We start from the raw sequence: 19129 nt of genomic DNA, 5'->3' as shown, positions 1-19129 counted from the left end.
TTAGAATAAACTACTTTTTATGTTAAACAAGTTGCTAACATCTTCTTTTTTAGGCTTTAAATGCCATGTGTTAATGTTTAAATATTTTGCGGTTTTAATATTGTCTTTATTATCATCTATAAACAAGCATTCTTCTGGTTTTAACTGATTTGTGTTTAAAACAAAATTAAAAATATTTTTATCTGGTTTTCTTCGGTGTATTTTATGTGATAAATAGAATGCGTTAAAACAATTTTTAAATTCGTTATAAAACGAAATATTTTTTTTAACCCAATTTATATGAAGCTCATTGGTGTTGCTTAAAAGAATAAGGTTATAATTGGTGTTTTCTTTTAAATCTATTAAAAAATCTAATCTATGTTTAGGAAAGTCATCTAAAATTGAATTCCATTTGTTTTTAATGTCCTCTTTAGACTTATTAGGGAAATAACGTACATAGTTGTCTAAAAATTCATTTGTTGATATTAGTCCTTTTTCATAAGAAAGGTTGGTTTTTATGATATCTTCAAAATGTTCTGATGATTCAAAATGTTTAATATAATCTAGTGTGTAAGCATCATTAAGATTGATGAAAACATTGCCAAAGTCGAAAATAATAGTACTAATCATTCTTATAAATTTTAAGAATATCTCCTTTTACGTTTTCGGTTGAAATTAAACTTCCAATAAGTTTTGGGGCTTTAACACCTTCTTTAAAAGAGGTTTTTCCGTAAAAAATTCGTGCTTCATCCCACAGGTTTTCATTTATAAATGTTTGAAGTGTTTTTGTGCCACCTTCAATTATAACAGAGTTTATATCATTTTTAAAAAGTACATTACAAATTTGTTTAGCTAAAGGTTTAGAGAAATCTGCATTCTTACTGTTTATTAGAATAGTTTTTGCTTCATTATTAAAAACATTAAAATTTTTAGAAAGTGTGTTGTCTTTATCAATTACAATTCTAATAGGGTTTTGTCCAGTCCAGTCTCGTACTGTTAAATTAGGGTTGTCTTGTAAAACGGTGTTGGTGCCCACTAAAATAGCTTGTTCTTCGGTGCGCCATTTATGTACTAATTGTCTGGAATGTTTGTTGGTTATCCAAACTGGTTTTTGTTCGTTTTTGGTTTTAGGAGCTATAAAGCCATCGGAGGTTTCTGCCCACTTTAGTATTATGTAAGGTCTTTTTTTGTTATGAAATGTAAAAAAGCGTTTGTGGTGTGTTTTACAGGTGGTTTCTAAAACACCAACAGTTACATTTACACCCGCGTTAATAAGTTTTTTTACACCTCTTCCTGCCACTTGCTTATTGTCGTCAATACATCCAATAACAACATTAGGAATTTCGTTCTCAATAATTAAATCACTACAAGGAGGTGTTTTACCAAAATGAGAGCAAGGTTCCAAAGTTACGTATAGAGTAGCTGTTTTTAAAAACTCTTTATTTTTAACAGAATTAATAGCATTTACCTCGGCGTGAGGACCACCATAAGCACTGGTGTAACCTTCGCCAATAATTTTTTCATTGTTAACAATAACAGCTCCTACCATAGGGTTTGGTCTGGTGCTACCTAAACCGTTTTTGGCAATTTCAATGCAACGCTTTATGTAAATTTCGTTTTGATTCAATGTTTATAATTTAATTTTTACATTTTGGGTTTCATTAACATTATAGGTGTATGAAAAACCAAAGACTTTATAAATAATATCGCCTTTATACTGCACTTTAATTTTTTTGCTAAATAAACTTCCTATTAAGCCGCTAATACTTTTATTACTAAAAATACTATCGGTAGGAATAACAGCTTTTAATGGTATAGAAAACTCATTTTTTGCAGGTACATCAAAACTTTTGGTAGATACCGTAGCCATTTCATTATCATTTACAAATACTTTTATGGCATCTGTTTTTAGTTTGCCACCAATATCATTAGGGTTTAAAAACAAGGCATCTGCAGTAAACGTAATATTTTTAGAGGTAGATTCTAAAACTTTAATGTTTTCAATCCTTAAAAACTCGGGTTTTTCTTTTACTGAACAGCTAAAAACAGCTAATAATATTGTTGATAAAATAATGAATAGCTTTAATTTCATTGTTTCATATTTAAGTATCTTCACTTGCGTAAAAGTACCAATTTAAAGTGAGTAAAGATACTATTGTTATTCGAGAAATAAAGCCAGAAGATAACACTCAAGTAGAACAAATAATTAGGACATGTTTTCATGAGTTTAAAATTCCATTAACAGGAACGGCTTATGAAGATGAAGAAACCCCAAGAATGTTTCAATCTTATCAAAATGATAACACGGTTTACTATGTAATAGACAATAAAGGTGAGGTTTTAGGGGGTGCTGGTATTCAACCATTAAAAGGTTTTGAAACTGAAATTTGCGAGCTTAACAAAATGTACTTTTCACCTAAAGTAAGAGGTAAAGGTTACGGCAAAAAAATGTTTGAAACCTGTTTGCAAGCAGCTAAAAACATGGGCTATAAGCAATGTTATTTAGAGTCTGCATCACAACTTAAGGCTGCAATACATATTTATGAAAGTTTTGGTTTTAGGCATTTAGAAGGAGGAATTGGAGGTACCGGACATTTTAATTGTGGTGTTTGGATGATAAAGGATTTATGAAGCTAAAGAATATTAAAAAAACATTTCAAAACCAGTTAAATTCAATTTATAATAAAGAAGAAATTGATAACTTTTTTTTTATATTAATAGAGTTTTATTTTGGAATTAATAGATTAAAATTAGCATTAGAGCCAGATGTTAATATTGAAAATTCTGAATCTATTCTGTATGCTTTGAAATTACTAAAAGAAGAAAAACCCATTCAATATATTTTAGGTGAAACAGAATTTTATGGCCTACCATTTAAAGTGAATGAAAATGTGTTAATTCCACGACCAGAAACCGAAGAATTAGTAGATTGGATTTTAAATGAATCAAAAACTAACAACCAACAGCCAATAACTCTTTTAGATATTGGTACAGGTAGTGGTTGTATTGCTATTTCTTTAGCCAAAAACTTGCCAAATGCTAAAGTTTATGCGCTAGATGTTTCCGCTGAAGCGTTAAGAATAGCGAAACAAAATGCGGAGTTAAACCATGTAGATATTGAGCTTATTGAGGATTCCATTTTAGATGTTAAGAACTCAAAATTACTTTCAGAGGATTTAAAATTTGATGTAATTGTTTCCAATCCGCCATACGTTCGTGAGCTTGAAAAAGAATTAATGAAACCCAATGTATTAGATAATGAACCTCATTTAGCGTTGTTTGTTGATGATGATAATCCATTGTTGTTTTATAAAGCTATATGTGAGTTTTCAAACAAAAACTTAAAAGAAGGCGGAAAGTTGTTTTTTGAAATAAACGAATATTTAGGAAAAGAAATGACGCAACTACTTAAAGATTATAACTTTAAAAATATTAAATTGAAACAAGATATTTTTAATAAAGATAGAATGGCTTTAGGTATAAGGTAATTTTAAATTGCTATTTTTAATTAATTAAAAAGCTATTTTTGTTTGAAACGCCTATTTTTTATATTATTATTTTTATTGTCTTTTTATGGGTTTTCCCAGATAGATAGTGTTTTAGTTAAAGTTTCAAAATTACCTTCTAATCAAGAAAAACTATCGTTTTTATATCAACAAATAACTGCTAAATGGTTTTCAGATGTACAGGCTATTTTAGTATATTCTAAGGTTTATGATTCTATTGCTTCATTAGAGAGTAAACCTATTTATAAAGCAAGAGCTTATAATTATAAAGGTATAAGTCATTATCTACTAAAAGAACATGATTTAGCAATTGAGTTGTATTTAAAAGCCCTACGAATTCTTGAATTAGGTAGTGATTATGAAGACTTAACCACAGTTTACAACAACTTAGCAGCTTGTTATAAAATCAGGAAAGATTTTATTAATACAGAAAAGTACTATCTAAAATCATTACAAGTTTCACAAAAAGCTAATTTAGATAAATTTCAAGCTGTCTCTTGGAATAACCTTTCTATGTTATACACAGAAAATAAAATGTATGATAAGGCAGATACCATGTTAATTAAAGCTATAAACTATTATAAGGAAGTAAATAACAATATAAATTTGGGAATTGCTTATTTAAATTATGGCAATTTAAAAATAGAAAAAAACGAGTATGCAGAAGCAATAACCAGTTATAATGAAGCAAAAAAATATGTAGAAAAAAATCAAATTCCTTTATTGCATGCGGTTTCTCAAACAGGAATTGGAATTGCATTTACAAAACAAGATAAAATGCAATTGGCTTTAAATCCACTTTTAGAAGGTGTAGAGATTTCAAAAGAAATAAACCATCAAGAACAATTATTAGAGTCTTACAATGCTCTAGCAGAATATTACGCAAAAACTAAAAAATTTAAAGAAGCTTATAATTTATCAATAGAATCTCAAAAGTTAAAAGACTCTGTGTTATCTGCGCAACAAGATAAAAATATGGCAGAAGCACTTACTAAATTTGAAACCGAAAAAAAGGATTCTGAATTAAAATTCCTTAAACTTGAAACAGAGAAAAAAGAACAGCAAAAACAGCTATATTTAGTTATTGCTTTTTTAGGTGTTTTAATAACAGCTATTGTAAGTTTTTTTCTGTTTAAAAGCAAAAGAAGAAGGGTGTTGTTAAATAAACAAAAAGTTTTATTAGAAACTGCTATTGATGATAAAAATGTGTTGTTAAAAGAAACACATCACAGAGTAAAAAACAGTTTTCAAATGGTAGCTTCTTTATTGTTTTTACAATCTAGAACATTAACAGATGTTGAAGCTAAAAAAGCTTTAGATGAAGCTAGAAACAGAGTGCATTCTATGGCTATTATTCATCAAAAACTATACACTAAAAATCAATTAGCAGGAGTAGATACTAAAGAGTATTTTGAAGATTTAGTAGATAGTATTTGTAAAAGTTATAGTGAAAAATCTAATAGCCTAGAAAAAGTATTAGATATTCAATCTATTATCTTAAGTATAGAAACTATAACATTAATAGGTCTTATTTTAAATGAATTGATTACAAATGTATTAAAGCATGCGTTTGAAGATGGTGTAGAAAAAAATAATATGTTACAGGTTGTTTTTAAAGAAAATTCAAATGAACTTTTACTAAAAGTAATAGATAATGGAATAGGTATTAATAAAAAAAGAGATCACAATTCATTTGGATTAAAGCTTATAGATTCCTTGATAAAAAATTTAAAAGCCAATATTTCTTTTACATCTAAAATAAATAGAGGAACAGAAGTGGTTTTAAATATTTCTAAATATGAAAAACTATAACAGAGAACCCATAAAAGTTTATATAGTAGAAGATGAACCTCTTATTTTAGAGACCATAAAAGTAATTGTAGAAGAAGGTGGTTATAAAGTATGCGGATCTAATAATAATGTAAAAGATGCAATTATAGAAATAGAAAAATTCCAACCAAACCTTATTCTAGTAGATGTTATGTTAAGTGGCGATTTAGATGGTATAGATTTAATAAATAGGCTTAAAGCAAAAAACAATATTCCATTTATATTCTTAACGTCATTATCTGATGAAGAAACACTAAAACGTGTAAAAAACACAAATCCTTCAGGATACATTGTAAAACCATTTAATGAAAATACACTGTTGGCCAATATAGAGTTAGCATTACATAAACAAAGTGTAAAAATAACTTCAAAGTTAGAATCTGTTACAAAAGAAAAAGATGCTTTTTTTATAAAAACCAAAGGTGAATTTATAAAAATTGATAAAAATGACATTTTGTTTTTTGAAGCTTATGATAATTACTGTTATGTGTATACAAATACTAATAAACACTTAATAAGCCACTCATTAAAAAGTGTAGAACAAAAATTATCAAAAGAAAAATTTTTAAGAGTACACCGTTCTTATGTAATAAACATATCTAAAATAGATTCTATAAACGAAGGGTATGTTTATATAGGTAAGCATAAAATATCTGTTAGTAAACTACATAAAGAAAAATTAATGGCGTCTCTTAATATGCTTTAAAACCGTTCGCACCAAAAAACGGTGTGTTCACTAAATATATACGTTGCTTCGCCATAAACTCTAGTAATGTAACACTTCAAGTGCCTAATTTTGATTAGTGGGGTTATTTTTTAATGCAATATTAATAATAGGTTCAATTTTCAAGCATTTAGTTAATTACAACATTATAATACTGAAAGTTGAATATTTCTCTCTAAAAAAGCAAAACTATTAAGACATAAAATAACTCCTAAATTTTAAAAACTAACAAAATTAAATTTAGGTCTATGAAAAGAATTACGCTATTATTTGTTTTTTTTACTCATTCATTACTATTTGCTCAAACCACTAATATTCCAGACGCCAATTTTGAACAAGCCTTAATAGATTTAGGTTATGATACTGCTTTAGATGGTGAAGTGCTTACATCTAATATTTCAGGAATAACATCTTTAGACGTTCAAAATGAAAGTATATCAAATTTTGAAGGCATTGAAGATTTTTTAGCCTTACAAGAACTGTATGTAGATAATAACAATTTAACTAGCTTAAATTTATCTCAAAATACAGCATTAACATTATTATCATGTACTAATAATAATCTGGTTGATTTAGATGTGTCTTCTAGCACATCATTATGGTATTTAGATGCACGTTTTAATCAATTATCAGATTTAAACCTATCACAGAATACATCACTACAAATATTAACTTTAGAAGATAATTTAATTACGCTGCTAAACCTTAATCATAATACTGCATTATCAGTAGTAAATGTTAAAAGTAATAAATTAGGAGCCTTATCAATTAAGAATGGAAATAACGCAAGTATACTTACTTTTGATGCTACAAATAACCCAGGATTACTTTGTGTTCAAGTAGAAGATGTAGCTTATTCTAATACAAATTGGACTAATATTGATGCACAAACAAGTTTTTCATTAAGCTGTTCTTCACAACTTAATACGTATGTTCCAGATGATAATTTTGAACAAGCGTTGATAGATTTAGGTTACGATACCACTTTAGATGATTACGTGTTAACATCAAACATTAGTTCAATTACTCTACTAAATGTAGAATTTAGCAATATTGATGATTTAACAGGAATAGAAGATTTTGTATCTTTAGAAGTATTACAATGTGGTTTAAATAACTTAACTCATTTAAATGTAAGTCAAAATACGGCATTAACAGAATTAAGTTGTCATACTAATAATTTAACAAGTTTAAACGTAAGCCAAAACACTCAGCTTGAAATTTTTTATTGCTCAGCAAATCAATTAACAAGTTTAGATGTAAGCCAAAATGCACAATTAAAGAATTTGCAAGTTCATAAAAATCAATTAACAAGTTTAGATGTAAGTCAAAATACCCAACTTACATTTTTAAATGTTAATTATAATGACCAGTTAACAAGTTTAAATGTTAAAAATGGCAACAATACATCAATTACAACCTTTTCAGCTGCTAATAATCCAAACTTAATTTGTATTCAAGTAGATGATGTAGCGTATAGTACAGCTAATTGGACGATAATAGATACCCAAACCATTTTTAACGAAGATTGTAGTGCACAAACTTATGTTCCAGATGATAATTTTGAACAAGCATTGATAGATTTGGGCTATGATATTGTTTTAGATGATTATGTGTTTACAACTAACATTAGTTCACTTACTACCCTAAATTTACATAATAAAGGAATTAATGATTTAACAGGAATAGAAGATTTTTTAGCATTAGAAACCCTTACTATAACTGCAAATAATTTAACTACAATAAACTTAAGCAATAATTTGGCGTTAGAAACTTTAGAGTGTAGTGCTAACCAATTAACTAGTTTAGATATTTCACAAAATTTAGATTTAACAGTTTTAAAGTGTAATGATAACCCAATAGGTAATTTAGATGTAAGTCAAAATATAAACCTCACACACATTGAGTGTATTGATATAGATATTTCAAGTTTAGATATTAGTCAAAATACAATGCTTCAGTCTTTAGAGTGTAGGGGCAATCAATTAACTAGTATAGATTTAAGTCAAAATACGGCACTTACTTATTTAAATCTTCTATCAAATCAATTAACAAGTATAGATGTAAGTAACAACCATGCACTGGTAACCTTTGTTTGTGAAAATAACTTACTTACCAGTTTAGATGTAAGCCAAAATACTAATTTAGAAGTATTAGATTGTAATTCCAACCCATTATTAGCAAGTTTAAATATGAAGAATGGCAACAATACGTTAATTACTACTTTAAACGCTCTTAACAACCCAAATTTAACTTGTATTGAAGTAGATAATGTAACGTATAGCACAACCAATTGGACTTTTATTGATGCACAAACTAGCTTTAGTGAAAACTGTCATTACAATGAAACTTATGTGCCAGATGATAATTTTGAACAAGCTTTGATTGATTTAGGTTTAGATTCAGGAACTTTAGATGATTACGTGCTCACAAGTAATATTGAAGGAGAAACTACTTTATATATATCTTCAAAAAACATTTCAGATTTAACAGGTATTGAGGCTTTTACGGCTTTAGAAACATTTTTGGCTTCAACAAATTCAATAACCACCGCAAATTTTAGTCAAAACAAAAACCTTACCTACATCAATTTAACAGATAATAGTTTAACAGATATTGATGTATCACAAAATACGGTGCTTACTCATCTTTATTTAAATGATAATTTATTAACAAGCATTGATATAAGCAATAATACAGCTTTAGAAATTCTAGGAGTTTCAGAAAATCAATTAGGAAGCATAGATGTGTCTGCTAATACACTTATAGAAGAACTAAGTGTTTACAACAATAAATTATCTAGTTTAAATGTAAACGCATTAAGCGCTTTAGAGATTGTAAACTGTTCGTATAACCAAATGGAACAATTAAATTTTTCAAACAATTCTAATTTAACTGCAGTTAGTTTTAATGATAATAGTAAACTTGTTGGAATAGATATTAGCAATGGAAATAATAACGCTATAACATATTTTAATGCGCTAAATTGCCCTAATTTATATTGTGTTAAGGTTGATAATGCTACTTATAGTACAACAAATTGGACAAACATAGACTCAGGAGCAACATTTGCTGAAAGTTGTGGCACATTAGATATTGCAAGCTTAACATTGGATAAAAAGATAGATATGTATCCAAATCCGGTAAAAAACTATGTAATGTTTAAAGTTCATGAATCTATTACAATTTCAGATATAAATATTTATAATACTTTAGGTAAAAAAGTGTTAACACCAAGAAATTTTTCTAACGTAAATGTTAGAAACTTAAAATCTGGCTTATATCTTGTTAAAATTGAAGTTGCTAACAATAGTATAGTTAAAAAGCTTATTGTTGAATAATTTTTTTATGATTTAAAATTAGAAACTTTAAAAAAAGATTCTTTGCCATTTTAGTATATTTAGACATTCAAAAAGAATTAATATTTAATGTCTATAAAAAGCCAAATAGAATCACTAAGGAATGAACTTAGAGAACATAATTATAATTATTATGTTTTAGATAATCCAACCATTTCAGATTACGAGTTCGATTTAAAACTAAAAGAACTTCAAGCTTTAGAAGAAAAACACCCAGAGTTTTTTGATGCTAATTCCCCAACACAACGCGTTGGCGGAGAAGTAACCAAAAATTTTGAAACAGTAGTTCATGAAAACCGTATGTATTCTTTAGATAATTCTTATTCTAAAGAAGACTTACAAGACTGGGAAACGCGTATTAAAAAGCTGGTAGATGGAGACATTCAATATACTTGCGAATTAAAGTATGATGGTGCCTCTATGAGTTTAACCTATGAAAATGGTAAACTAGTTAAAGCAGTTACCAGAGGAGATGGCTTTCAAGGAGACAATGTTACGGCAAATGTAAAAACTATTAAATCTGTACCACTTCAATTAAAAGGAGATTATCCGCCTAAATTTGAAATAAGAGGAGAAATAGTTTTACCATTTGATGGTTTTAATAAAATGAATGAAGAACGTATTGCTAATGGTGAAGAACCTTATAGAAACCCAAGAAACACAGCTTCTGGTAGTCTAAAACTACAAGATAGTTCAGAAGTTGCTAAAAGACCTTTAGAGTGTTTGTTATACAGTATTAAAGGAGAAGATGTAGCAGTATCAACTCAATTTGAAAGTTTGCAAAAAGCAAGAGATTGGGGGTTTAAAGTACCAGATGCAGCTAAATTAGTTAATTCTATTGATGAGGTTTTAGAATTTATTGAGTATTGGGATGTTCATAGGCATAATTTACCATATGAAACAGATGGAGTAGTTGTTAAAGTAAACAGTTTTCAACAACAAGAAGAATTGGGGTATACAGCTAAGGCACCACGTTGGGCTATGGCTTATAAATTTAAAGCAGAACAAGTTTCAACTAGGTTAAATAGTATTACTTATCAAGTTGGGCGTACCGGAGCCATTACACCTGTAGCTAATTTAGAACCTGTAGAACTAGCAGGCACAACCGTTAAAAGAGCTTCATTACACAATGCAGATCAAATTGAAAAATTAGATGTTAGAGTAGGAGATGAGGTGTATGTTGAAAAAGGAGGTGAAATAATCCCTAAAATTTTAGGAGTAGATTTAAGTAAGCGCCCAAAAAACTCAGAACCTACCCAATACATAACTCATTGCCCTGAATGTAATACAGAATTGGTAAGACAAGAAGGAGAAGCTCAACATTATTGTCCTAATTACAATGGTTGTAAGCCTCAAGTTATAGGTCGTATTCAGCATTACATTTCACGAAAAGCTATGGATATTGAAGGTTTAGGGGGAGAAACTGTAGCCTTATTAGTTAATGCTGGACTCATTAAAAACTATTCAGATTTATATGAATTAACTAAGGAGCAGGTGGTTCCTTTAGAGAGAATGGCAGAAAAAAGTGCCGATAATTTAATAGAAGGCATTGCGCAATCTGTTAATATTCCTTTTGAGCGTGTTTTATACGCATTGGGTATTAGATATGTAGGAGAAACAGTTGCTAAAAAGTTGGCTAAACATTATAAAAGTATAGATGCTATTGCTAATGCTTCTCAAGAAGATTTAGTAAACGTAGATGAAATTGGTATTAAAATAGCAGAAAGTGTTATAGACTTTTTTAAATCAGAGCAAAATATTAATATAATAGAAAGGTTAAAAGGTTTTGGAGTTCAATTAGAGATATCTGCTAAAGAACTTGAAGGGAAAACTAATATTTTAGAAGGACAATCTATAGTGGTTTCTGGGGTGTTTGAATCCATTTCAAGAAATGAACTTAAAAAACTTATAGAAGATAATGGAGGAAAAGTAAGTAGTTCTATTTCTTCTAAAACCAATTTTATTGTAGCAGGAGATAATATGGGGCCAAGTAAAAAACTAAAAGCTGAAAAATTAAAGATAGATATTATTTCTGAATATGATTTCTTACAAAAAATAAATTAAAATAAATCAAATATCGATAAAGTGTAATTTTTTATCGTTTATTTGTAAAATTTCTTTATATTTGTCTTCTAATCAAATTTAAAGAAATGAATAAGTCTAAAGTTTTAGCAAGCTTAGTCATTATAATTTACGCACTATTTACCATTTTTGGGTTTATGGGAGATCAGGTTGTAGCCTTTACTTTAGATGCTTTAATCTTACCAGTAATAGCTATTGCATACTTTGTGTTTTATAAAAATAAAACAAGATATTTTTCATTGTTTTTAATATTCTACGCTTTATCAGATTTAATGGGATTAATTACAAACCTTATACCCTACAGTGAATCGTCATCTTTATTTTTTAAAATAGATTATTATGTGGGTAATATTATGTATGTATTATCTTATGTGTTTTTAATAATAGAGATATGTAAATCGCTTAACTTTTTACATGTTTTAAAGAATTATACTATACATATAATTGTGCTTACAATGCTTAATATTTATTTAGTATATGTATTACAGGTAATTGTAGACCCAGAAAAAGAACTACTTAAAGTAGACTTTTATTTAGAGTTGATTTATAACATAATAATGTTGCTTTTGCTATCAGTCTCTTTATTAAATTATTTTTACAGAGATAATAAAAAAGCTTTATATATGTTTTTGGGTACCTTGTGTTTGGTTTTTTCTGAGGTAATTGATGTAGCTTATATATACATAACACAACGCAGTTTATTAAACTTTATAGCAACAACACTTGTACTTATTGCTTTTTATTTTTTATGCAAGCAAATAAGTTTATCTAACGATAAAGAGGAAGAGCTTGATGATATTTATATAGAATCATCAAAATCATCTAAACTTTAAAAAATTATAGGTGTTTTAAAACAGGTAATAAACTTAAAACACTCTATAACGAGTTTTAAACTATTATAGATGTTCCGTTAGCTGTTTTGTTCTTATCATTGTCAAAATAAAAATCTATTTTACCCAGATTAATTCCGTAGCATCCAACCTGATTTACAAGCATATTTTTGCCTTCAACATTTTTTACAACCGTAGGTTTTTTTAAGAAGGTATGCGTGTGTCCTCCAATAATAAGATCAATATCTTTTGTAGCTGCAGCAAGATTTAAGTCACTAATGTTGTCTGGTGCAGTTTTATAATGATACCCTAAATGCGAAAGACAAATAATTAAATCGCATTTTTCTTCAGTTTTTAAAATTCTGCTCATATCTTGGCTTATCTCAATGGGATCTAGGTATTTAGTCTCTTTGTATAAAGACTTTTCAACTAGTCCGCTTAATTTAATGCCTAAGCCAAAAACTCCAATTTTAATGCCGTCTTTTTTAAATACTTTATATGGTTTTACATGAGTATCCATAATAGTATTGCTAAAATCATAGTTAGCAGAAACAAATTCAAATTTTGCATGTGGTAATTGGGTGAATAAACCATCAATACCATTATCAAAGTCATGATTACCAACGGTTGCTAAATCATATTTAAGCATACTCATTAGTTTAAATTCTAATTCGCCACCATAATAATTAAAGTAAGGGGTTCCTTGAAAAATATCGCCAGCATCAAGTAATAACGTGTTGGGGTTTTCATTTCTTATAGATTCAATTAAATTAGCACGTCTTGCTACACCGCCTGTGTTAGCATTTCTTCCATCATTAGGTCCAAAAGGGTCTATATGACTATGCACATCATTGGTGTGTAGAATAGTTATTTTAGTTGTTTTTGGAGTTGTTACAAAAGATTGCAACCCTAAACCGCTAATAGCTAAAGCACTTCCAGCAGATATTTGTTGTATAAAATTTCTTCTTTTCATGTTATTTTCTAATAAATCTATCGTCTCTTACGGGGCTAATAGTGTCTACTTTTTTTAAATAATCAATAATGGTATTTCTAATTTTGTAGTCTAAATTCATCATGCTTTCATTAGGTTTAAAAAAAGACATACCATCACCATTATTATATAAATAATCACTAGTAGCTACGTAATATATTTTGTTTTCGTCAATGGGTTTATTGTTTATTGTAGCTTCAATAAGGTTGTATTCTTGGTCTAAAAGAATTTTTAATCCTAAAAATGGGTGAGCTTTTTTTCTAGAAACTAAGTAGTTAACTACGTCTTTTATTTTATTTCCTTTAAGGCCAACTACAACTATTTTATTTTCAAACGGCATTATTTGATAAGCAGTTCTTGCAGTTAGAGGGCCTTTAAAAATAGGAGCGCGAATACCTCCATGATTTAAAACAACTATATCAATGTTATTTCCGGTTCTTTTGTTAAAAATGGGGTTTCCTTCGGTATAAACCATATCTACCAACAAATTGCCAATAGCGGTGTTTAATTCGGCATCATTTTTAGTGTAAGTCTTGGGAGAGTAAGCTAAAACACTGTCTAAATCTTTTTCAATATGTTCTCTAAAGGGCTTAATAAAAGCTTCAATATCAGTGTTAGAAGGTATAGAATCTGATATTAAAATTTGTTTGCCTTCAATTTTTGATAAGTGTAAATTTTGGTCTTTACAACTAAAAAGAATTAAAAAATTTAACAAAATAAATAAATGTGTAAACCTCATGTGTAAAATCAATTTTTTGAATGTACTTTTGCTACCTTTGCGCAAAGTATAAAGATAAATGATTTTAAAGGGTTTTAAAGAAAAATCTAATAAAAAGTACTTAAACAAATTGTTAACTGAAAGAGAGGTAAATACTACCAAAAGTGAAGTGAAAAGTTTAGGTATTATCTTAAATATTGATGAGTTTGATGATTTGGAAAGCTTTAGAAAGCTAGCTGATTTAATTAAAGTTAGAACAAATAAACTTAAAATTGTAGCTTTTTCTGAAACTAATAAAGAAAATTTAAACTCTTGGGATGATTGCTTTACTTCTAAAGATTTTGGTTGGAGAGGTGTTGTAAAGAATGTAGAATTGCAATCTTTTTTAGATAAAGATTTTGATGTTTTAATAAGTTATTATCTACATGATAATATAGAATTAAAGTTAATGACAGCCGCATCTAAAGCAAAATTTAAAGTAGGTATTTTGGTTAGTGATGAGCGGCTAAATGATTTAATTATTAAAACCGATATAAAAGAATTTGACGTATTTAAAAATGAAATTTTTAAGTACTTGACTATATTAAATAAAATTGAAAATGAGTAGTAAGTTTTTAGGAACTGGAGTTGCATTGGTTACACCATTTAATTCAGATTTAACTGTAGACCACTTAGCATTGGCTAATATTGTAAATTACAATATTGAAAATGGAGTAGAATACCTTGTAATATGCGGAACCACTGGCGAAAGTGTTACACTAACAAAACAAGAAAAGAAAGAGGTGATAAAAACTATTTCTCAAACTAATAATGGGCGTTTGCCATTAGTTTTAGGAATTGGAGGAAATAACACAGCACAAGTGGTAGAAGAAATAAAATCTACAGACTTTAGTGGTATAGATGCTATTTTGTCTGTGTCTCCATACTATAATAAACCAACCCAAGAAGGTTTATATCAACACTTTAAAGCGGTTGCAGAAGCATCTCCAATTGATGTTATTCTATATAATGTACCAGGTAGAACTGCAAAAAACATGGAGCCATCAACCACTTTAAGATTAGCTAATGATTTTAAAAATATTATTGCAGTTAAAGAAGCAGGAAATAATATGTCTCAATATTTAGAACTGTTAAAAAATAAACCAGATGATTTTTTAGTAATTTCTGGCGATGACGATTTAGCTTTAGGTGTTGTTCTAGCCGGTGGCGCCGGTGTTATTTCTGTAATAGGTCAAGCTCTACCTAAAGATTTTACTGAAATGATTCGTTTAGGTTTAAAAGGAAATGCCAAAGAAGCTTATAAGCTGCATTTTAAATTAATGGATATTATTGGGTACATTTTTGAAGAAAATAATCCGGCAGGTATTAAAGCTGTTTTTGAAGCGCTTAACCTATGTCAAGATACTGTGCGTTTACCTGTTGTACCAGCATCAAGTGCGTTAAAAAAGAAAATTAAAGCCTATTTAGCTTAATTTTATATCAAACTATTTTGCAATATTTATAGAGTAAAGTTGTAGCTTTTTAAGTAAAAAAGTTAAATATTACTTAATCCTTATCGTTACTAAGATTAAGCAGTTATTTTAGCAGTTAAATAATATTTTTAAAATCCATATTAATAACTTAATTTTGCATTCTGTTTAAAATCTATGAAGAAGTTTTTTTACATATTAGTAGCGTTAGTCGTTTTTAGTTCGTGTAGTGAGTACCAAAAGGTACTTAAAGCCTCTGGAGAAGGAGCCACAGCAGAAAAATTTAAAATGGGTGAAGCGCTGTACAATGAGGGGAAATTTGCTAAAGCCAATAGGCTTTTTGGTCAAATAGTGCCAGAGTACAGAGGGAAACCTCAAGCAGAAAAGCTAATGTACTTATACGCTATGACCTTTTATAAAATGAAAGACTATTACATTTCATCTTACAGGTTTGAGCAGTTTGCAACAGCATACCCAAAGAGTGAAAAAAGAGAAGAGGCTTCGTTTTTAAGTGCTCAGAGTTATTATATGCTTTCTCCTGTTTACACTAAAGATCAAACAGAAACAACAGAAGCTATAGAAAAAATACAAGAGTTTATTAATAGATACCCAGAATCAGAATACTTACCAGAAGCAAATAAATTAGTTAAAGAATTAGAATTTAAACTAGAGCAAAAAGCCTTTGCTATTGCTAAACAATATAGTTTAATTGCTCCTGGTTTTACACACGATTTTAATGCAGCCATAAAATCTTTTGATAATTTTTTATATGATTTCCCAGGTTCTAGCCTAAGAGAAGATGCTAATTTTTATAGGTTAGATGCTATATATCAACAAGCTGTTAATAGTGTTGAGTATAACCGTTCTATAGAAGGAGAGGTTGTTCATATAAGAAAACAGCGTTTAGAGAACGCTAAAGAAGCAAGTACGTCATTTATTAAATCTTTTGCTAATTCTAAGTATGTAGAGCAAGTAAAAGAAATGGCAAAAGTTGTTGACCAAGAATTAAAAAAGTATAGCACAAAAAGTTAAACATAATCACAATGGATTTAAAAAAAATCAATGCTCCTGTTAACACAGTAACTTATGATAGAAATCAAATAGATGAGCCAACAGAAAATATCTATGAGTCTATTTCAATTATAGCAAGAAGAGCTGAACAAATTAACACTGAGATTAAAAAAGAGCTTATTGATAAGTTAGAGGAGTTTGCTACTTACAATGATAGTCTTGAAGAAATCTTTGAAAATAAAGAGCAAATTGAGGTTTCTAAATTTTATGAAAAATTACCAAAACCTCATGCGTTAGCCGTTCAAGAATGGTTAACAGATAAAATTTACTTCAGAAATACTGAGGAAGATTCTCAGGATTAATTTTTTAAAAAGTAAATACTTTAACAAGTAGCTTTTCAGGAGAATTTAGTACTTTTAATTTTCTTTTTCAGAGCGCAAATTTTGGAACATAACAAAAGTTACGGTTATAAAATTGCAGATGAAAATCAGGAAAAAAGACGTTTAAACTAAAATTCTGAAAAGCTATTTTTTTATGAGTATACTAAGCGGTAAAAATATACTATTAGGCGTAAGTGCAGGTATAGCTGCTTACAAAACAGCTTCATTAGTTAGGTTATTTGTTAAAGCAGGCGCTAATGTAAAAGTTGTGATGACACCCGCTTCAAAAGAGTTTGTAACACCGTTAACCTTATCCACCTTATCAAAAAATCCAGTATATTCATCTTTCACAAATGAAGAAGATGATAATGCCGTATGGAATAGCCATGTAGATTTAGGTCTGTGGGCAGACTTGTTTTTAGTGGCACCAGCAACAGCAAATACGCTATCTAAAATGGCAAATGGAGTTTGTAATAATTTATTGTTAGCTACCTATTTGTCTGCTAAATGCCCAGTGTATTTTGCTCCCGCTATGGATTTAGATATGTATAAACACCAAACTACTAAAAATTCGTTTGAAAGATTAAAATCTTTTGGGAATATTATGATTCCTGCAACTAGTGGAGAATTAGCTAGTGGATTAGTAGGAGAGGGTAGAATGGCAGAACCAGAGGATATTATAACCTTTATAGAGAATGATATTTTAAACAAATTACCATTAAAAGGTAAGAAAGTTTTAATTACAGCGGGTCCAACCTATGAGCCTATAGACCCTGTTAGGTTTATAGGAAATCATTCTAGCGGTAAAATGGGTTTTGAAATAGCAAAGGCTGCAGCCAATTTTGGGGCTCAAGTTATTTTAATTACAGGACCAACTAATGAAAGCGTTTCACATAGTTTAATAAATGTAGTGCCAATTACAACAGCAGAAGATATGTATACCAAAGTACATGAATATTTTGGTATTTCAGATGTTGCTATACTTTCAGCTGCAGTGGCCGATTTTAAGCCTAAAGAAGTAGCTTCTAAGAAAATAAAAAAGAAAGACGCAACGTTAACTTTAGAGTTAGAAAAGACTAAAGATATTTTGGCTTCTTTAGGAAAAATAAAAAAGCATCAGTATTTAGTAGGTTTTGCATTAGAAACCAACAATGAGTTAGAAAATGCAAAAGCCAAATTAAAAGGAAAGAATTTAAATTTAATTGTTTTAAATTCGTTAAACGATAAAGGAGCTGGTTTTAAAGGAGATACTAATAAGGTTACATTTATTGATGACAACGAAAATATCACTAAATTTAATTTAAAATCTAAGGCAGAGGTAGCTAAAGATTTATTAAACAAAATAACAGAACAAATTCATGCGTAATATTTTTATTGTTTTAACTTTTTTTATAGCTATTACAGGGGTTTCGCAAGAACTAAATTGTAAAGTAATAGTTAATGCAGAATTAACGGGTAACGAAAATTTTTCAATTTTTAAAACCTTAGAAAAACAATTAAATGAGTTTGTTAATAACACAAAGTGGACAGACAAAACGTTTTTACCTCAAGAGCGTATAGATTGCAGTATGGTAATTACTATAAACAATTATAGTAGTGAATCTTTTCAGGCAACTTTACAAGTGCAATCGTCTCGTCCGGTATATGGGTCGTCATATAATACACCAGTGTATAATTTTAATGATAAAGATTTTAATTTTACATATTTAGAATATCAAAATTTAGTTTTTAATCCAACACAATTCCAATCTAATCTGGTGTCTGTTATAGCCTTTCACGTATACATGATTTTGGCTTTAGATGCCGATTCTTTTGCCGAAAATGGAGGAGATCCTTATTTTAAACAAGCTCAAACTATTGCTAATTATTCGCAACAAGGAAATTTTAAGGGGTGGAAACTAGAAGATGGTTTACAAAGTAGGTTTACATTAATAGATAACGTAATGTCTGCTACTTTTAAAGAGTACAGGCAAGTAATGAATAATTACCACAGGCAAGGGTTAGATATAATGTCTGAAAACGCAAAAGAAGGTAAAGAAAAAATTGCAGCAGCTATTAAGCTATTTCAAACCATGAATAGCAGAAGGCCAAATTCTTTTTTACAACGTACATTTTTTGATGCTAAAGCCGATGAAATTGCACAAATATTTAGCGGTGGTCCTAATGTAAACATTGCTAGTTTAAAAGAAGTACTTCAAAAGGTTGCTCCAATGCATAGTAGTAAATGGCAAACAATTAAGTATTAATAAT

Annotated in this window: 18 protein-coding genes; 13 read left to right on the top strand and 5 right to left on the bottom strand. The window is 28.9% G+C overall.

The genetic code is table 11. The features are described from left to right. The 3 genes from J1D01_RS04445 to J1D01_RS04435 are packed head-to-tail and all read right to left on the bottom strand — an operon-like array spanning position 1 to position 2071. Positions 1 to 609, bottom strand: a complete 609-nt coding sequence (locus J1D01_RS04445) for an HAD family hydrolase (protein WP_421149972.1) — start codon at positions 607 to 609, stop codon at positions 1 to 3. Next, positions 602 to 1606: a bifunctional diaminohydroxyphosphoribosylaminopyrimidine deaminase/5-amino-6-(5-phosphoribosylamino)uracil reductase RibD gene (gene ribD, locus J1D01_RS04440; protein WP_421149971.1), complete on the bottom strand. Its 1005-nt coding sequence runs from the start codon at positions 1604 to 1606 to the stop codon at positions 602 to 604. The genes J1D01_RS04445 and ribD overlap by 8 nt, the downstream gene beginning before the upstream one ends. Positions 1607 to 1609: 3 nt before the next feature. Beyond that, positions 1610 to 2071, bottom strand: a complete 462-nt coding sequence (locus tag J1D01_RS04435; RefSeq protein ID WP_372938634.1) for a hypothetical protein — start codon at positions 2069 to 2071, stop codon at positions 1610 to 1612. A gap of 47 nt (positions 2072 to 2118) precedes the next feature. Between J1D01_RS04435 and J1D01_RS04430 the strand changes: the two genes are divergently transcribed. From J1D01_RS04430 to J1D01_RS04400, 7 genes are all read left to right on the top strand, one after another. Continuing rightward, positions 2119 to 2610, top strand: a complete 492-nt coding sequence (locus J1D01_RS04430) for a GNAT family N-acetyltransferase (protein ID WP_421149970.1) — start codon at positions 2119 to 2121, stop codon at positions 2608 to 2610. Next, on the top strand, positions 2589 to 3467 hold the full coding sequence (prmC, locus tag J1D01_RS04425) for a peptide chain release factor N(5)-glutamine methyltransferase (protein WP_421149969.1): 879 nt from the start codon (positions 2589 to 2591) through the stop codon (positions 3465 to 3467). The genes J1D01_RS04430 and prmC overlap by 22 nt, the downstream gene beginning before the upstream one ends. 42 nt (positions 3468 to 3509) lie before the next feature. Beyond that, the gene (locus J1D01_RS04420) at positions 3510 to 5297 is read left to right on the top strand and encodes a histidine kinase dimerization/phosphoacceptor domain -containing protein (protein ID WP_421149968.1); all 1788 of its coding nucleotides are present in this window, start codon (positions 3510 to 3512) and stop codon (positions 5295 to 5297) included. Then, positions 5284 to 6021 (top strand): LytR/AlgR family response regulator transcription factor, encoded by a 738-nt coding sequence (locus J1D01_RS04415; protein WP_421149967.1) that lies wholly within the window; start codon positions 5284 to 5286, stop codon positions 6019 to 6021. Before J1D01_RS04420 ends, J1D01_RS04415 begins: the two co-directional genes overlap by 14 nt. 266 nt (positions 6022 to 6287) lie before the next feature. Continuing rightward, entirely contained in the window at positions 6288 to 9380 is a 3093-nt protein-coding gene (locus J1D01_RS04410) for a T9SS type A sorting domain-containing protein (protein WP_421149966.1), read from the top strand. Positions 9381 to 9467: 87 nt separating this feature from the next. Continuing rightward, positions 9468 to 11462: an NAD-dependent DNA ligase LigA gene (gene ligA, locus J1D01_RS04405; RefSeq protein ID WP_421149965.1), complete on the top strand. Its 1995-nt coding sequence runs from the start codon at positions 9468 to 9470 to the stop codon at positions 11460 to 11462. 86 nt (positions 11463 to 11548) lie between these two features. After that, a complete protein-coding gene (locus J1D01_RS04400) occupies positions 11549 to 12313 on the top strand; it encodes a hypothetical protein (protein WP_421149964.1) in 765 nt (254 codons plus the stop codon). A 55-nt stretch (positions 12314 to 12368) separates the two neighbouring features. Here the strand turns inward: J1D01_RS04400 and J1D01_RS04395 are convergent, their stop codons facing one another. Together J1D01_RS04395 and J1D01_RS04390 are read right to left on the bottom strand one after the other, a co-directional pair. Next, entirely contained in the window at positions 12369 to 13283 is a 915-nt protein-coding gene (locus tag J1D01_RS04395; protein ID WP_421149963.1) for a metallophosphatase, read from the bottom strand. A gap of 1 nt (position 13284) precedes the next feature. Beyond that, a complete protein-coding gene (locus tag J1D01_RS04390; protein WP_421149962.1) occupies positions 13285 to 14040 on the bottom strand; it encodes a 5'-nucleotidase C-terminal domain-containing protein in 756 nt (251 codons plus the stop codon). Between the two features lie 58 nt (positions 14041 to 14098). On the opposite strand from J1D01_RS04390, the gene J1D01_RS04385 reads away from it, so the two are divergent. From J1D01_RS04385 to J1D01_RS04360, 6 genes are all read left to right on the top strand, one after another. Next, positions 14099 to 14626, top strand: a complete 528-nt coding sequence (locus tag J1D01_RS04385; protein WP_372938208.1) for a DUF6913 domain-containing protein — start codon at positions 14099 to 14101, stop codon at positions 14624 to 14626. Further along, positions 14619 to 15491: a 4-hydroxy-tetrahydrodipicolinate synthase gene (gene dapA / locus J1D01_RS04380; protein WP_421149961.1), complete on the top strand. Its 873-nt coding sequence runs from the start codon at positions 14619 to 14621 to the stop codon at positions 15489 to 15491. Before J1D01_RS04385 ends, dapA begins: the two co-directional genes overlap by 8 nt. A 174-nt stretch (positions 15492 to 15665) precedes the next feature. Then, positions 15666 to 16520, top strand: coding sequence for an outer membrane protein assembly factor BamD (locus J1D01_RS04375; RefSeq protein WP_372938210.1), 855 nt, complete (start codon positions 15666 to 15668; stop codon positions 16518 to 16520). An 11-nt stretch (positions 16521 to 16531) separates the two neighbouring features. Beyond that, positions 16532 to 16861 carry a DNA-directed RNA polymerase subunit omega gene (locus J1D01_RS04370; protein ID WP_372938211.1) on the top strand — a complete coding sequence of 110 codons (330 nt, stop codon included), beginning with the start codon at positions 16532 to 16534 and terminating at the stop codon, positions 16859 to 16861. 172 nt (positions 16862 to 17033) lie between these two features. Continuing rightward, a complete protein-coding gene (coaBC, locus tag J1D01_RS04365; protein WP_372938212.1) occupies positions 17034 to 18245 on the top strand; it encodes a bifunctional phosphopantothenoylcysteine decarboxylase/phosphopantothenate--cysteine ligase CoaBC in 1212 nt (403 codons plus the stop codon). Next, positions 18238 to 19125, top strand: a complete 888-nt coding sequence (locus J1D01_RS04360; RefSeq protein WP_421149960.1) for a DUF4835 family protein — start codon at positions 18238 to 18240, stop codon at positions 19123 to 19125. The genes coaBC and J1D01_RS04360 overlap by 8 nt, the downstream gene beginning before the upstream one ends. Positions 19126 to 19129 lie beyond the last annotated feature (4 nt).

This window comes from Seonamhaeicola sp. NFXS20 (assembly GCF_049132085.1).
Lineage (GTDB): Bacteria > Bacteroidota > Bacteroidia > Flavobacteriales > Flavobacteriaceae > Seonamhaeicola.
This window is presented reverse-complemented; position numbering and strand designations above follow the sequence as displayed.

Excerpts from the sequence above, each read along its gene's own strand:
- J1D01_RS04445 (WP_421149972.1), bottom strand. The coding sequence starts at position 609 with ATGATTAGTACTATTATTTTCGACTTTGGCAATGTTTTCATCAATCTT.
- J1D01_RS04435 (WP_372938634.1), bottom strand. The coding sequence starts at position 2,071 with ATGAAATTAAAGCTATTCATTATTTTATCAACAATATTATTAGCTGTT.
- J1D01_RS04415 (WP_421149967.1), top strand. The coding sequence starts at position 5,284 with ATGAAAAACTATAACAGAGAACCCATAAAAGTTTATATAGTAGAAGAT.
- J1D01_RS04410 (WP_421149966.1), top strand. The coding sequence starts at position 6,288 with ATGAAAAGAATTACGCTATTATTTGTTTTTTTTACTCATTCATTACTA.
- ligA (WP_421149965.1), top strand. The coding sequence starts at position 9,468 with ATGTCTATAAAAAGCCAAATAGAATCACTAAGGAATGAACTTAGAGAA.
- J1D01_RS04400 (WP_421149964.1), top strand. The coding sequence starts at position 11,549 with ATGAATAAGTCTAAAGTTTTAGCAAGCTTAGTCATTATAATTTACGCA.
- J1D01_RS04395 (WP_421149963.1), bottom strand. The coding sequence starts at position 13,283 with ATGAAAAGAAGAAATTTTATACAACAAATATCTGCTGGAAGTGCTTTA.
- J1D01_RS04390 (WP_421149962.1), bottom strand. The coding sequence starts at position 14,040 with ATGAGGTTTACACATTTATTTATTTTGTTAAATTTTTTAATTCTTTTT.
- J1D01_RS04385 (WP_372938208.1), top strand. The coding sequence starts at position 14,099 with ATGATTTTAAAGGGTTTTAAAGAAAAATCTAATAAAAAGTACTTAAAC.
- dapA (WP_421149961.1), top strand. The coding sequence starts at position 14,619 with ATGAGTAGTAAGTTTTTAGGAACTGGAGTTGCATTGGTTACACCATTT.
- J1D01_RS04375 (WP_372938210.1), top strand. The coding sequence starts at position 15,666 with ATGAAGAAGTTTTTTTACATATTAGTAGCGTTAGTCGTTTTTAGTTCG.
- J1D01_RS04370 (WP_372938211.1), top strand. The coding sequence starts at position 16,532 with ATGGATTTAAAAAAAATCAATGCTCCTGTTAACACAGTAACTTATGAT.
- coaBC (WP_372938212.1), top strand. The coding sequence starts at position 17,034 with ATGAGTATACTAAGCGGTAAAAATATACTATTAGGCGTAAGTGCAGGT.
- J1D01_RS04360 (WP_421149960.1), top strand. The coding sequence starts at position 18,238 with ATGCGTAATATTTTTATTGTTTTAACTTTTTTTATAGCTATTACAGGG.